10 protein-coding genes are annotated in these 13,631 nt (G+C 58.8%); 3 read left to right on the top strand and 7 right to left on the bottom strand.

The genetic code is table 11. The annotated features are described in order from the left end of the window. Positions 1-589 precede the first annotated feature (589 nt). On the bottom strand, positions 590-811 hold the full coding sequence (locus MTX23_RS26275) for a hypothetical protein (protein ID WP_280973110.1): 222 nt from the start codon (positions 809-811) through the stop codon (positions 590-592). Between the two features lie 367 nt (positions 812-1,178). Here MTX23_RS26275 and MTX23_RS26270 point away from each other — a divergent pair, with 367 nt between their 5' ends. Beyond that, on the top strand, positions 1,179-1,904 hold the full coding sequence (locus tag MTX23_RS26270) for a LuxR family transcriptional regulator (protein WP_280973109.1): 726 nt from the start codon (positions 1,179-1,181) through the stop codon (positions 1,902-1,904). 316 nt (positions 1,905-2,220) lie between these two features. Here MTX23_RS26270 and MTX23_RS26265 read toward each other — a convergent pair whose 3' ends face one another. The 3 genes from MTX23_RS26265 to MTX23_RS26255 form a co-directional block, all read right to left on the bottom strand. Then, positions 2,221-2,955 carry an outer membrane beta-barrel protein gene (locus MTX23_RS26265; protein ID WP_280973108.1) on the bottom strand — a complete coding sequence of 245 codons (735 nt, stop codon included), beginning with the start codon at positions 2,953-2,955 and terminating at the stop codon, positions 2,221-2,223. A gap of 484 nt (positions 2,956-3,439) precedes the next feature. Next, a complete protein-coding gene (locus MTX23_RS26260) occupies positions 3,440-3,685 on the bottom strand; it encodes a hypothetical protein (RefSeq protein WP_280973106.1) in 246 nt (81 codons plus the stop codon). A gap of 970 nt (positions 3,686-4,655) precedes the next feature. Continuing rightward, complete coding sequence (locus MTX23_RS26255) at positions 4,656-5,129, bottom strand: hypothetical protein (RefSeq protein WP_280973105.1); 474 nt, start codon at positions 5,127-5,129, stop codon at positions 4,656-4,658. Between the two features lie 513 nt (positions 5,130-5,642). Between MTX23_RS26255 and MTX23_RS26250 the strand changes: the two genes are divergently transcribed. Next, positions 5,643-5,909, top strand: coding sequence for a hypothetical protein (locus MTX23_RS26250; protein WP_280973104.1), 267 nt, complete (start codon positions 5,643-5,645; stop codon positions 5,907-5,909). A gap of 981 nt (positions 5,910-6,890) precedes the next feature. Next, positions 6,891-9,002, top strand: coding sequence for a prolyl oligopeptidase family serine peptidase (locus MTX23_RS26245; RefSeq protein WP_280973103.1), 2,112 nt, complete (start codon positions 6,891-6,893; stop codon positions 9,000-9,002). A gap of 527 nt (positions 9,003-9,529) precedes the next feature. Here the strand turns inward: MTX23_RS26245 and MTX23_RS26240 are convergent. The 3 genes from MTX23_RS26240 to MTX23_RS26230 form a co-directional block, all read right to left on the bottom strand. After that, positions 9,530-10,558, bottom strand: a complete 1,029-nt coding sequence (locus MTX23_RS26240) for an LLM class flavin-dependent oxidoreductase (protein WP_280973102.1) — start codon at positions 10,556-10,558, stop codon at positions 9,530-9,532. A 192-nt stretch (positions 10,559-10,750) separates the two neighbouring features. Continuing rightward, complete coding sequence (hisC, locus tag MTX23_RS26235) at positions 10,751-11,902, bottom strand: histidinol-phosphate transaminase (protein ID WP_280973101.1); 1,152 nt, start codon at positions 11,900-11,902, stop codon at positions 10,751-10,753. A gap of 462 nt (positions 11,903-12,364) precedes the next feature. Continuing rightward, entirely contained in the window at positions 12,365-13,372 is a 1,008-nt protein-coding gene (locus MTX23_RS26230; protein WP_348637517.1) for a branched-chain amino acid ABC transporter substrate-binding protein, read from the bottom strand. Positions 13,373-13,631 lie beyond the last annotated feature (259 nt).

The following is a 13,631-nucleotide window of genomic DNA, read 5'->3' as shown; positions in this document are numbered from 1 at the left end:
GTTATCCAACGTAAAAAGGGCGCATCGAAACCGCGGCACGAGCCGCATATGCGACAGCTCTGGGTAAAAGCGGGCGGCAGCCACCTAAACCGGCTGGCAATAAGAATAGTAGAGCTGCTGCGAATGAGTTGTCACAGCATCGCAGTGACCTTGGCATCGAGTAGTCTCTCGACGCGCGCTTGGGCTGAAATCCGGCCTGGAGGTGTCGTCTTACAGCGCCTTGCTTGATCGACGTCAACCAATGTCAGGCCGCACGAACGGCATTGTCGCATTTCCTCCTGATGTCGCGATTGCTTCAATCTGCAGTGCGCTGCAATCCTGGTCAAGCACTTGTCTTGATGGTCGATTTTCTCAGCTCCTGCGATTGGTACGACACTTGCTGCTGCCACCCCAGTTCTTCTCCCGCCTGGAGATGCGCATGCAAAGTGTTCTCTGCGTCAAGCAGGTCTCTCGGCTCCACGGGTGCCTGGGTAGCCCGGCCGGCATGCACTGGGGAAGCCGATCGCCATTGAGCCATACGATTTGTTCGCGCCGAACTGAGAGCTGCAGACGCCTCATAGTCGCGCAAGGAGCGCTCCATTCGCAACGATTAGGCCCGGCACCTCACCGATCGTGTGCTCGCCCGCAGCCACATACTGACGACCAGATGCGGGCCGGTAACGCCGATCTGCAGGATCGGGACGGGATATGACCCACTTGATTTCGTCTTCGCCGGCAAGCCGAGCATCAACCGCGCAACAGCCTTGGTGGTGTCCGGTGTCGCGAAGCGGGTCAGCACGCTGTAGTTCACCAAAGTGGAGAACCTCGTCATCCCGGCTCTGGCCGAACGCTCCCTCGAGATGCAGCGAAGCGTCGTTGATGCCGCGCGGCGACCTCGCAAGAGCAATTGTCGCCTCTAGCGACTTCCGAGGGTTTTCGGCACGCCCGGCGTGCTGTTTAAGCCTGGAAAAGCGAGCGTCGCCGCAGCGCTGCTGCTTGATCGACCCGCCCGCGATTTTGCACCTGCCGCAAAGAGTAACGGATCCGACAACAGCGGCTGCCACTGGCGGAGCGTCCAAGCGCGCAAAGAGTGGAGTCGGACAGTGCAGTTGATCGTACAGAACTTGCCTTCGCCCAGAGCAAGCTCAATAGAACGGCGCGGGGCTGACCGTTTGGCGCGCCCTCCAGAGGCGCCCATAATGGATCTTTTCAGCTTCACCGAATGCGCAAATCAAACGCAATCCCTCAGAGCGTTATTCGAGCTCCTGGTGAGCTGCGCGAGCAAGGAGGGATTCAGCGAAGTTGCCTACGGAGCGCTCAATTTCGTGGAGCCGCTTCGTTTTCCGGAATATCCACCGCCCACAGTGGCCGTGAAATGGCCTGCAGATTGGTGCGATCGATATTTTAAACGCAAGTACCATACGATCGATCCAATCGTCCGCCGAACACCAATGCTTGCTCGGCCGTTTCTGTGGGATCAGCTCCCCGAGTACTATCAACTCCAGGCCGATGAAAGGCGGGTACTGAATGAAGCCAGAGAAGCGGGACTGAAGCACGGAATGAGTGTGCCATTGTTCGGGCCGCTTGGACGACTCTCGGTGGTATCGTTTGCATCGCCGTCCGACGATGTTGATCCTCGACATCGCATCAGCCATCTCAACGCGCTCGCTTGGCACTTTCACACCGCGTGCGTGGAGATCGTGCGTCCCTCCGACGACAGCTGCAATAGGAAAGTGACGCTCTCCGAGCGCGAATTAGAGTGTATGCGGTGGGCGGCAGAGGGCAAATCGTCGTGGGAAATGGGGGTAATATTGAAGATCAGCGAAAACACAGTTAACTTTCATCTCAAGAACGCGATGCGTAAACTGGGTGCGACAAGTCGGATCCAAGCCATCATTATTGCGATGCGTCTCAATCTTCTCTGAAACCAACTGCGTGGAAGTCGTGTTGAGCGAATGCAGATGTGACATCGGATCCTGACACGTCCAGGAAGTTGGCGCGGGACGTGTTGCAACGATCGCAAAACGCCTCTGGGCATCGCTAACCAGAGTAGCCCATTGAGGACGATCGGTCCTGACGAGCCAAACCGGCTCGCCGGAAAAACGAGCCCGCGATCTCGAATCGGGGAGCTTGGAATGCGGCAGCCGCATGAATGATTGTTGCTCGCGACAGACGCACCAAAAGCAGGAGCCCCGACCAAAGGTCGGGGCTCCTCGATCCGTCGCCCCAAGCGCGCAGAGATCAGTACTTGGGCAATGCCGGGCCGAACTTGTAATTGAGCCGCGCGGTCACGAGATCGATATCCTGGCTGATACGATCGGTGGCGACCCCGCCAGCGGCCGTGGTGAAGGTGAGATTGCTGTCTGGCATGAACAGGTGGTCATACTCGACGCCAACCGACCAGCTGGGCGTCAGGCTGACTTCAAAACCGGCGCCGATCGTACCACCCCAACGAATATTGTCGCTCTTGGCAAGCTCGGTACCGGTAGACGCCGCGTTGATCTGATAGGTATTGCTGGTCACCGCAGCTCCGCCCTTTGCGTAGAGCAGAACGTTATTGAACGCGTAACCGATCTGACCGGTAAGCAGACCGAACGCATCGACCTTGGTGCGAATCGTATCTGCGGGGAAGGCAGCGCTCACATTGGAGCCGCTGAAGTCGGCCCAGTTACCTTGGGCTTCGAGACCGTAGACCGTGTTGAATATCTGCCAACGATAGCCGATCTGGCCACCGAGGGTTCCGCCAACCGCGTCATGGCAGCCCTCGGGTAGGATGCCCCCGGCGTCCCAGCAGTTGCGGCTCGAGCCCCAGCCGCCATTGATACCGATATAGTAGCCCGTCCAGTCATTGAGCGTGGCGGTTACGGGGGGCGGGGGAGCCTTGGCGATCGGCTGCGCAGCGAGGTCCGCGCCAAATGCAGGCGTCAACGCGCCAAGCGCGAGGATGCTTGCAGTCAAAAGCAGCAAATTCTTCATTCTGGTGTCGTTCCTTTCGATGTGCCCGGCGCTGCGCGTCTTAGCAAGATCGTCACGAATTGCTGTAACTTCAGCACAACATGTTTTCGGAAGAAATGGCTGCAATCGTACGCTGCGTCAGCTTGCAGAGTCGTCGTGATGATGCGTGATGACGACGGCAGCCGCTTCGTCCTGCCGCAGGCCATTGTCGAAAGCGGCAGGTGCGAGCTCCCACCGAGTATCATTTGTCGGGCGGGACGCAGGTCGTGTGCCCGCACTTACGACGTCATGATACTCGCCGAGCCGCGGACATTGGCGCGCCACCCGGATCTTGTCGATCGCTCGGTCGTCGCTCGTTTTGATCTGGCAAAGAACGATCTCGACCGTCCAGTGGACTCGTGCCTCGATCATAAATGCTTATTCGGCGCTGGGCATTGCCAGACTGAGATCCTCAGACGCCCACCTTTAGTCCGGAAAGCGGTCGCTAACATCTCTCTATCCCCGCCTATCGTTTTGGTGGCCCCGCCAGTTCGGCACGTAGCTTTGCTATCGCCTCGTTTGCTAGCTTCAATGTGCTGCGTTCACCGCTCATAATTGAGCATTGCAGATGAGCTCGCAGTCGGCTGTGCAAAACTGTCTTGCGAGTGTGTGCCAAGATCGGATCGGCCTCGACAAAGCGCCACGCCTTATCAAATGCAGCGCTTACGAGAGCCTGCGGCGTTTGATCGGGCTTGGATAAAGTCTGGTCCATCTCAAATGCTCCTGCGACATGCTGATGCAGAGGGTGATGACCAATCCGGCTCCCCGATTTGCGTGCTCAGCGTGCCATAGTGGAGCATTGGATCCGTTGGCGGCATGCCCATTGAGGGAGAACGCGGCCGCTGACATTAATAGCAACGCTCGTTGAACTTGAGATGACCGCCGTCAGGTCTCGAAGTAATTTGCATTGCTTGTGGCCGAGTACTCTGCTTGCGGTGGCGGCCGTGCGACATGGACTTTGAAGTCGTAACCGGCTTTTGCGCTCTTCCGGTGCAGCGCTCCGATCGTTCAATTTAGCGCTTCCGAACTTTAGAGCGGCTTTCTGCAAATTTGTTTCCGGGACGCTCGTATTCGTGACATGCCCATCCGGATCGGGACTGTTGCCGAGGTGCCCGGATGCGGAAGTCCGGCGCGCGTGGCGCAGCGTTTGCTTCTCAGCGGAGCGAATCGTGCATGAGAGAGGAGTGGTGGTTCAATTGAGGCGATCATGCCTAGCAGCGCGGGCACGCTTGCCCGATTGTGGGCTTCACGCAGCGTTCGACAGGTGCGGGGATGTCGTTCTTGGTGGGTTGATGTAACCGTCAAAAGTTCGCGGTTCACCGGGTTGCATTGCATGCCGGCTTGCGTGCCGGCGCAAACGAACGATTCGCTGCCGTATCAGCTCTCGTCGGCACGCGGCCGTTGCGAGAAGCGTCTTGTCGTCGTGGCTCCGGCGGTCTGCAGCGTAGGCCAGGTCCCCGGTTGCTTGCCGGCTTTCGCTCGACAGTGGAAAGGATGCCGCTTAGTTCGTCGTCTGTGATGCTGGCCTCGCGCGACGGACGCATGGCGCCCGTGCGCCTTGCATCACGCCAGCAGGACAACGACGATTTGTGTCGAAGAGGAATTGCGGCAGGCCGGAAAGATGCTTGTTGGCAGCTCGCAATCTGAAAGAATAGTCTTCGGATAATGCGGCATCAGAGCATCTATGAACTGCACGCGCAAGGATTGGAGGTCGGCTTTATCAATCGGCAGGAGCAAAGGGCCGCAAAAGTTGGATCGGAAACATGCAGCCGACCCTCGGTAATCACGGCATGCGACAAAATGAAGTTGGCGACTGTCGACCGGTTGGTTGGAGTTTGCAAGGCTTCTGGTAAGGCAGCGATCGCGAGGTCAAAAATTCTGCCGAGAAGCTGAAGGTCTTCCGGATAGTAGACAACGTTGGGTCCCTGTAATATTCGTCCGGTTTCCCGCTCGCCAACGCCATCGCTGGTTCTCGGCCTATCGAGGCTATCGCGCTCTGTTTCCGCCACTACCAGTGCGCTTGTCAGCGCGTTGAGCAACTGAATCGTTTCGCGAGGACCCTTGTCTTCGCAAACGGGTCCTGCGCTGGCGTCTGCCAGCTGGTTGGCGCCGTATTTGAAGCAGTGAGTGTTTGAATCGCAACGCTCGATGTCCACTGTATTTCTCCGGATTAATCGAAAATGAGTGATAAGTGCGGGAAGACGAGTCGTCTTCCCAATTCCGCTTGGTAGGTCTTGACCTCGCGCGGAAACCGCGGGCAGTGTCGATCAATGATCTGCGTCTTCGCAATCGACGTCCGTTGAAAGTCAGGCGCGTAGGTGCCGGACTCGGGGCCGCAGCGCCCTGGTCTTCATCATCGTTGCAAATCGCACAACCTCCCCATGACGTTCCGGTATGATCGTGAACTGCTCTGATGCGCCGCGGGTGCGCGGCGCGCATCTTGACGCTGAGATACGATGACATCGACCATTGGCGGGGGCGTGGAGAGCGATCACGTCATTGGACACTGGCGAACGGCTTTCCGACAAGCACACAGCGCTTGTCGCTTCCAAAAAATCGGCGAGAGCCGGGCATAAGACGCGAGCGAACTATCGGCCGTAGCGGGCAGGTCCACCGCGAGATTGCTTACTCATCGAGATTGCCAAGCGGGCCGCTTGAGAAGCGCTGTCATGAAAAGCACCGAAAAGCCGGAGGAAGCTGCGATGATCAAACGGCCGAACGTTCTGTCATTGGTCCGACGCAGAGGAGCAGATGCATTGCGTAAGAGCACAAACTCGTTTCGCCAGAGAGCAGCCCGGACTGATCGGCGGAAGGTGGCGGCCGTGCCGGTGGCCAGTCTGACGACGCGCGCAGGGCTGCACAAGGCGGTCCTGGCGATTGGCGGCAGTTCGCTGGCCTGGCTCTCGCGCGGCGTACCCACACGCGCCAACCGATGAAAGGTGGCGAGACCCAATCGTTCTGGTTGCTCGCTTGGCGAAAGGTGATTGTTATTGGCCGAGCGCGTGATCGGGCGAGGTGAACCGACTGCCACGGCTGCGCGATGATCGCAAGCTGACGGGCAGGGACCTCGATGTTGGGGCAACAGCTTGCTCACAAAAGGTCGCTTCGGCCTGCAGGGACCGAAGATCTGGAATTGCTCGTGATGTGACATTCCGGGGATGCTTTTTAAGAATTGGCAGTTGAGTATGGGCGTTCGACTGGAACCGGTAAAATCCATTGTGTTTATGGAACGCATCCAGGCCACCGATCGGCCGTGGTCGATGCGCGGATAGCCTCATGCACTTGCCTTGAGGCAAGTGCGGGATATTGTCGATGGTCATGATTGGCGACTGCGTCCCTGAACCACGAGCACTCAGCATATATCCGTCATAGGTGCGATATGGACGGACTTGGTCCGGCTTCTGCGCGCTTCGACATACGGACCGATCGTCTCAAAATCGAGGACCTAGGAGCTTGCCAATGACCAGGGCGGACTCGCCGAAGCGATAAGCAGATCCGATTCTGTATCGGCTTGGGCGAGGGAATAGCGTTGCGGGAATGTACCCCCATAGCGTCAGGCAGGCGGCCTCGGACCGGGTTTCGATGCCCTCGGCGACCGGGATAAGCGATACGAAAGCCCGCTGCTGTACCGCGCTTTCGGCTTCTGCAACGAGCAGGTGTCGTCAGTCCGGACATATACAAAGTCCGGCCGAGCCGGGACAATGACGATTGGTCGTGACGGTGACCATCTCCTCGAGGAGAGCGCTTGAACGTCAGCCTGCCGACGGAGCAAATTGACTTCGGCATGGAACATCGGAGAGTTGTTAAACGGACCGATCGGGAGACGAGCCCTACCAGAACTCGTAGTTGGTCCACTCTCGGGAATACGACTACCTGTGGGGCGGACTGTTCGAAGGCTGCCGAGGTTGGAGTGAAGCGTGGTCAAGGCAAAGTCGCGAGTTGAAAAGCCCACGCTCGCCGATCCAGACGATGATCCCTATCTGTGGCTGGAACAGATCGAAGGCAGAAGAGCGCTTGACTTTGTCGAGCGGCAGAAGAGCAGAACGCTGCAAGCGTTCGGCGGAGCGGCAACCGGCCGCGATCGCGACACGCTCACGGCGATCTACGACCGGCCAGACAATATTCCCTATGTCAGCCGACGCGGTGGCTATCTCTACAATCTCTGGAAGGATGCTGACAATCCACGCGGGCTCTGGCGGCGAACCACTTTAAAGGAATTTCGCAAGCCGGAGCCGAGGTGGGAATTCCTCCTCGACATCGATCAGCTCGCCGCCGCCGAGGGTGAAGACTGGCTATTGAGGGCGACAGCCTGGCTGCCTGGGTCTCATTCGCGGACGATTTTGAGCCTGTCGCGCGGCGGCGGCGATGCCGTCACTCTGCGAGAGTTCGATACCGAGGCGAAAAGCTTTGTTCGCGGCGGCTTCCTCCTGCCGGAAGCCAAGAGCAGCGTCGATTGGCTCGACCCGGACACGCTGGTGCTGTCAAGCTCTTATGGAGACGGCATGGCGACGACCGCCGGTTATGCACGCACGGTGAGACTGTGGCGGCGCGGCACGCGAGCGAACCAAGCGACAGTCACGTTTGAGACCACAACCGATCATGTGGGCGTCCGTTGCGCAGTCGACCACACCGCTGCATCGCCAAGGATGTGGTACGTGGACGACGCGGACTTCTTCAATTCTGTCGTCTGGCTCGGCGATAGATCGGGCCCCACGACGAAGCTGGATCTGCCGAGCAGCATCCGGATACAGCCTCATCGCGACTGGCTTGCCATGAAGCCCCGCGAAACCTGGTCTCCGGCCAGGCAGACCTATGCCGCGGATACGGTCCTCGTCACCTCATTGGCGGCTTTCCTCGGAGGCAACCGTCAGTTCGACATTCTCTTCGAACCGGGCCCGCGCCGCGCGCTGCAGGGATTTTTTTGGAGCGCAGGCAGGCTTGTGCTCTCCATTCTGGACGAACTGCGGCCTGTCTTCGAAATAGCTACGCCGCACGCAGACGGTTGGACCCGCGAGCAGTTGCGTGGACTGCCCGATATCGGTGTCGCGGACGTCTGGCCTCTCGATCGCTATCCGTCCGAGAGCAATGGCGACTTGCTCGCCAACATCCAGGATCCGCTTACGCCTCCGTCACTGACGTTAATCGAGCAAGGTGTCGCCAGTCCAGCCGTGCTCAAGCGGGAGCCCAAAGCGTTTGCCGCGGATGGTCTTGTGGTCAGGCGACATGAGGCCGTCTCGGTCGATGGCAAGCGCATTCCTTACGTAGAAACTGGTCCTGCGGACCAGACGGGCAAAGCGCCGGTCCATATGAGCGGCTATGGCGGCTTTGGGCTTTCGATGAAACCATATTACAATTCGGCGCTCGGCAAGCTGTGGCTGGAGCGCGGCGGCACCACGGTGCTGGCGAATTTGCGCGGTGGCGGTGAGTTCGGCACGCGCTGGCACGACGCCGGCCGCTTCGCCGGCAAGAGATTGTCGCACGATGATTTCGCAGCGGTCGCCGCCGATCTTGTCCGCCGCGGCGTGACACGGCCGAAACGCATCGTCGCCGAGGGCGGATCGAACGGCGGCCTCCTCATCGCCAACATGCTCACGCGATATCCTGAGCGCTTCGGCGCGCTGTTCTGCACGGTCCCGCTGATCGACATGCGTCGCTACACCAAGCTGCTCGCGGGAACGAGCTGGATCGCTGAATATGGCGATCCCGACAAGGCAGAAGACTGGAATTGGCTGAAAACCTATTCGGCCTATCATGCCGCAAAGCCTGGCCGGCCCTATCCGCCGATCCTGATCGCCACCACGCGGCGCGACGATCGCGTTCATCCCGGCCATGCCCGCAAGATGGTGGCGAAGCTGCAAGCGATGGGCTATGAGGCCTATCTCTACGAACTCGCCGCGGGCGGCCACAGCTATGGCAAGAACAACAAGGAGCGGGCCGGCTTTCAAGCGCTCGGTTTCAGCTTCCTGAAGAGCAAGATCGGCTGGCTGGATGATGAAAATCCAACGAGGCAAGTGTCCACGACCTCGTAAATGCCAGTGCGATTATTGAGCAATATTTCGGCAAGCTCGGCTTAAGACGAGCCAAATCTCTGTGCCATGTGCAACGATGTCAGCCGCGGCCTGCGCTAATGGCCAAAGACAGGCAGAGTGCCTTCGAGGCGATATTGTTTGCCGCATCAAAAAAGGATGACAATCTGTCTGCAGAGATTGTCGCGCTACCATTTGTCGAAGTGACGATTGGAAATCTGGTCGGATCTCCAGGCGCCTTCTCTCACAGCGTAGCCTTCCAACGCGGCGGAGCGACAGCCTGGACCTCATCATTTCGCCGAACGCTGGGACCGACCTGGAGGCGCTCGTGGGGGGCGCGCAAGCGTCCTCCACGGACGTTCGTCGATCACAGGTTCATGTTCAGGATTTTTGTCAAAGACGCGGATGGTCCATGGTCACGCTCATGCTCGAACGCGGTGAAAAACCAGCGTGGCCGGAAAATCTATCCGAACGGGGCTGGAACTGAGGCTGCCCTGCCACACGATGTGATCCCAAGGGCCGCATGGCGGTCAGCATGCCCGAGCGATGATTTCGGATTGGATCGTGCTTGCGGTGTACAGCGAGACATCCAGCGGCAGATTCCCAAAAGCAAGCTGACAAAGCAGGTAGTTGGCACCTGCCTCCTCCATCTGGTTAAGAAGGTCCTGTCGCACGGAAGATGGCGTTCCGACGACGCACAACTCACTCTCAAGTGCCGCATCGAAGGTCAGCGGCAGGTTAGGTGGTGTGGGAATGGCATTGAGCTCATAAAGAAATTTAAAGCTCTCCAGCCATCGTTGGTAAGCCGTTGCCGCCAAGGAGTAGGCGTCTTGGTGGTCGCGCGCAATCACAACCATGCGGAGCAACCCAAGGAATGGCTCCCGATCGCTCGCCTCAGCGCTGTGCGTTCGATGGGCTCGGAAGGCGTCCGTGACTGTTCGCACGATTGAGGAGGGACCTACACATGCGAGATTGGCGCCGTTCGCGGCCGCCCAAGCCGCCGACTCGGCTCGATTGCTGGCGATCCATGTCGGCGGATTGGGACGCTGATGAGGCCTCAGCGTCACAGGGATGCCGCTGAGTTCAAAATGCTGCCCCTGATAGGACAGTGAATGCTGTTTCATCGCGCTCGCAAGGATTTCGCTGGCTTCGTCATAGCGGCTCGGCGCGACGTCGGCGCCAATACCGAAATAGCCCAACTCGATCGGCACCGAGCCTCGTCCGATGCCGAGCTCGAGCCGGCCGCCGCTCAATTGGTCCAACATACAGACTTCTTCAAACGCGCGTAATGGATGATAAAGATTGAGCAGCATGACCAGAGGACCAAGACGAAGGCGCCGCGTGCGCTGCGCGACACTTGACAGGAACAGATTCGGCGACGGACCTCTGCCGTGTGGGGTGCAGTGGTGCTCTGCCAGGTGATACGCGTAGAAACCAAGAGAGTCGCACTTCTCCGCCAATGTGAGACGGTCCGCGTATTGCTGAGCTGCGTCGCGGCCGTCGTCATCCAGATGGTCGAAGATGCCGCAGGTCAACTTTGAAGGAATGCCGTTGTTCATTCGAATTGTCTCCGATTGTAGGTTACTGCAGGCCGGCCCGATCCGCGCCGTCGAAGGAGCAGTGTTATCGACGTTCATGCATGCGACGGCTTGTCAGCATTCGTTGCCTCTTTGGCCGGTTGCACGATGCGCAAGCGCGAAGATGATCTCGGCCGCCCGCCGCCGTCACCCGGCGTTGGTTTCTACTTGTCGTCACTGTTTGCCGTTTGGACATCTGCACCCGCTGCATAACGTTCGCGCCTGGTTGCTGGCCGTCTTCAAGTGTGCGGAAATCGCGTGGACCGCGGCGAGAAACGCATCGATCTGGCTTGTTGTCCCGATACTAATGCGAATGCTGTTTTCCAGACCCTTGTCGGCAAAGAAGGCGACAAGGATCTTCTGCTTCTCCAGGGCTGCCTGCCACCATCTGCCGTCTTGTGGTCCCGGCACGCGGGCAAGCACGAAGTTTGCGTGGGACGGCGCCACGCAGAAGCCAAGCTGCGACAATTCGGCGCTAACTCTCTCCCGTTCTTGCTTGATATGCCGATGATTGGCTTCATAAGCGCTGCGATGTGCAAGAATGCTGATGCCAACCGCGTGAGCGATCACATTCATATTGAAGACGTTCTGGATGTTACGGAGTCTGCCAATGAGCTCGGGATGACCGATACCAAAGCCAACGCGAATGCCCGCGGCGGCATAGCTTTTCGAGAGCGTCCGCAGGATGAGAAGATTTGGATAACGGCTAAGGAGACGCAGGCCGTTGTCAGGAGCGAAGTCGACATAAGCCTCGTCCAGAACGATCAGGCGATCGGATTGGGCCAGCAGGCGTTCGATATCGGCGATCGGAATGAAGAGTCCGGTCGGATTATTCGGGTTCGCCAACAGAAGAAACTTGGCAGCTGTTGCAGGCCCGGACAGAAGCTGTTCGATCGGCAAACGCTGAGGAGCTGCGCATTCGACCTCTATCAATTGGGCAGCTTGCAACATGGCGAGCTTGCGGTTGAACGTGAAGCCTGGGGCGACCATTGCGATGCGGTCGCCAGAGACAAGGAAAGCCTTGTAGATCAAGCCGAGAAGTTCAGATGATCCGTTGCCAGCGATCACATGATTCGTCGGGACGCCGTAGGCGTTGGCGGCTGCCTCCCTCAAGCGGAGGTTGTCATGCTCCGGATAGAGATGCTGCCGTTCAAGGGCCGCTAGCGCGCCTTGCATAACAATGGCGGGCATGGGGAAGGGATTCTCGTTCATATCCAGCTTCACGTAGCTTGTGTCTGGAGCCGCCCGGGCAGTTGGCAGAACTTCCAATCCGCGCGCCACCGGGCTGAGGGCGGAAAGCACGCTTCGCAGTTTATCGTCCGACATGGTGTGTTCTCCCTATGAATAGCCAAGTGCCGGCGCAGCGTATGCGGGTCGATTGAGCTGATGAGACGTTGCAGGAGATTGATGATTGTTATTCGCGGACGACGCTGCAGGTAACCAAAGCCTCGCAGCGAGGGGAGGTCGAACCAGGAGTCCTCGACGCGAAATGACCGATACCAGACAGACTGTGACGAGCTCGACTTGTCGGCGCGAAGCAAATCATGACTCGTTCCGCGAGGAAGCGCTTCCGCGCCTAATCAGCTTTGGCGTCAGTGTTCCGGGCGCGAATTCGTCGTTCGGCACATTGGCATCAGACAAGTCCGATAGCACGACAGCGAGCACAACGAACGCGATGATGATCGCGAACGCCACGACAATCGCGAGGATCGCAACGCCTAGGTCGAGAGGATGTCTCGTCATGCGATGGCCTTGCTCAATATCCAGGCGCTATTCGGATCGGGACGATCAGTTCTGCTCGGCGGCTTCGATGGCGTTATCGTGCCAGCGATAGACGACGAAGCCTGGAGACGCGTTGTCTCCATTGGGATCGAATCGGACCGGGCCGATCACCGTATCGATCGGCTGCGAACGAAGCGCAGCGGCCACCCGTGTCGCGTTGAAGGATCCGGACCGTTTCACCGCTTCGGCCCATGCTTGGACGGCTGCGTAGGCGTAAAGCGTGTAGCCTTCGACGGATGAATTCGAAGCTTTGAGCCTTGCCACGACGTCGGCTGCGCTCGCGTTCTTGGCGGGATCTGGCATGAAGGTGAACAAGGTACCGTTCCCAGCACTGCCCGTGATGGCCCAGAATTCAGAGGTCATCAGTGGATCGTTCCCCACCACCGTCAGGCCGGTACCAGCTTGTGCCGCCTGTCGCACAATCAGCCCGATTTCAGTGTGATAGCCGCCGATATAGGCAATCTGGATCCCGTCCTTTTTCAGTCTCGAGACGAGTGCCATGTAGTCCTTTTCGCCGGCCACATAGCTTTGCCGCACGACACTTGCGCTGCCGTCGCGAAGCCTTGCCTCGACAATATCGGCTATGCCCTTGCCAGCTGTACTCTTGTCGTCAAGGACAGCGATCGCCTTGTTCGGATAGTGCCGCAGGATGTATTCGGCTGCCACGATGCCTTGGTGGTCGTCGCGGCCGCAAATGCGAAAGACGGTCTTAAGTCCGCGCTCTGTCAGCCGCGGATGGGTGGATCCAGGCGAAATCTGAATAATTCCCGCCTCGGCGTAAACATCGGAGGCTGGAATCGACGAGGACGAGCAGAAGTGGCCGACGACCAGCCGGACCCGATCGATGGTCAGCTTGTTTGCAACCGCGACGGCCTGTTTGTGGTCGCACGCATCATCGACGACACTCAATACGATCCTGGTGTCGGCAAGCAGGCCCGATGCGTTTAGCGCATCGACGGCCGCAGTGGCACCATCGCGCATCTGCTTACCGAATGCAGCGCTGCTTCCACTCATTGGACCAGCTACCGCAATGGAGACATCGGCGGCAGACGCTGCGGAAGCCAGGGCACAACACAGGATGGCTGCGCTTGCAGCGCAACGGATATGCCAACTCGACATTGTGGAGCTCCCGATGTTTGCCTTGTGCTGTCAGCCTGGTCGCTCCGATCATGGGCTGGTCGGTGCGATGGGCCAGGGTTATCCCCGATCGTTCGTCGAAGACCGTGGGACCCGGGTTAGACCGTACAATTTGACGCTAGGTGCGTTTCAAGCC

The organism is Bradyrhizobium sp. ISRA436 (assembly GCF_029910015.1).
Lineage (GTDB): Bacteria > Pseudomonadota > Alphaproteobacteria > Rhizobiales > Xanthobacteraceae > Bradyrhizobium.
Note: the sequence above shows the minus strand (reverse complement) of the source record. Positions and strands in the feature narration are given on the sequence as shown.

Excerpts from the sequence above, each read along its gene's own strand:
- MTX23_RS26275 (WP_280973110.1), bottom strand. The coding sequence starts at position 811 with ATGACGAGGTTCTCCACTTTGGTGAACTACAGCGTGCTGACCCGCTTC.
- MTX23_RS26270 (WP_280973109.1), top strand. The coding sequence starts at position 1,179 with ATGGATCTTTTCAGCTTCACCGAATGCGCAAATCAAACGCAATCCCTC.
- MTX23_RS26265 (WP_280973108.1), bottom strand. The coding sequence starts at position 2,955 with ATGAAGAATTTGCTGCTTTTGACTGCAAGCATCCTCGCGCTTGGCGCG.
- MTX23_RS26260 (WP_280973106.1), bottom strand. The coding sequence starts at position 3,685 with ATGGACCAGACTTTATCCAAGCCCGATCAAACGCCGCAGGCTCTCGTA.
- MTX23_RS26250 (WP_280973104.1), top strand. The coding sequence starts at position 5,643 with ATGAAAAGCACCGAAAAGCCGGAGGAAGCTGCGATGATCAAACGGCCG.
- MTX23_RS26240 (WP_280973102.1), bottom strand. The coding sequence starts at position 10,558 with ATGAACAACGGCATTCCTTCAAAGTTGACCTGCGGCATCTTCGACCAT.
- hisC (WP_280973101.1), bottom strand. The coding sequence starts at position 11,902 with ATGTCGGACGATAAACTGCGAAGCGTGCTTTCCGCCCTCAGCCCGGTG.
- MTX23_RS26230 (WP_348637517.1), bottom strand. The coding sequence starts at position 13,372 with ATGAGTGGAAGCAGCGCTGCATTCGGTAAGCAGATGCGCGATGGTGCC.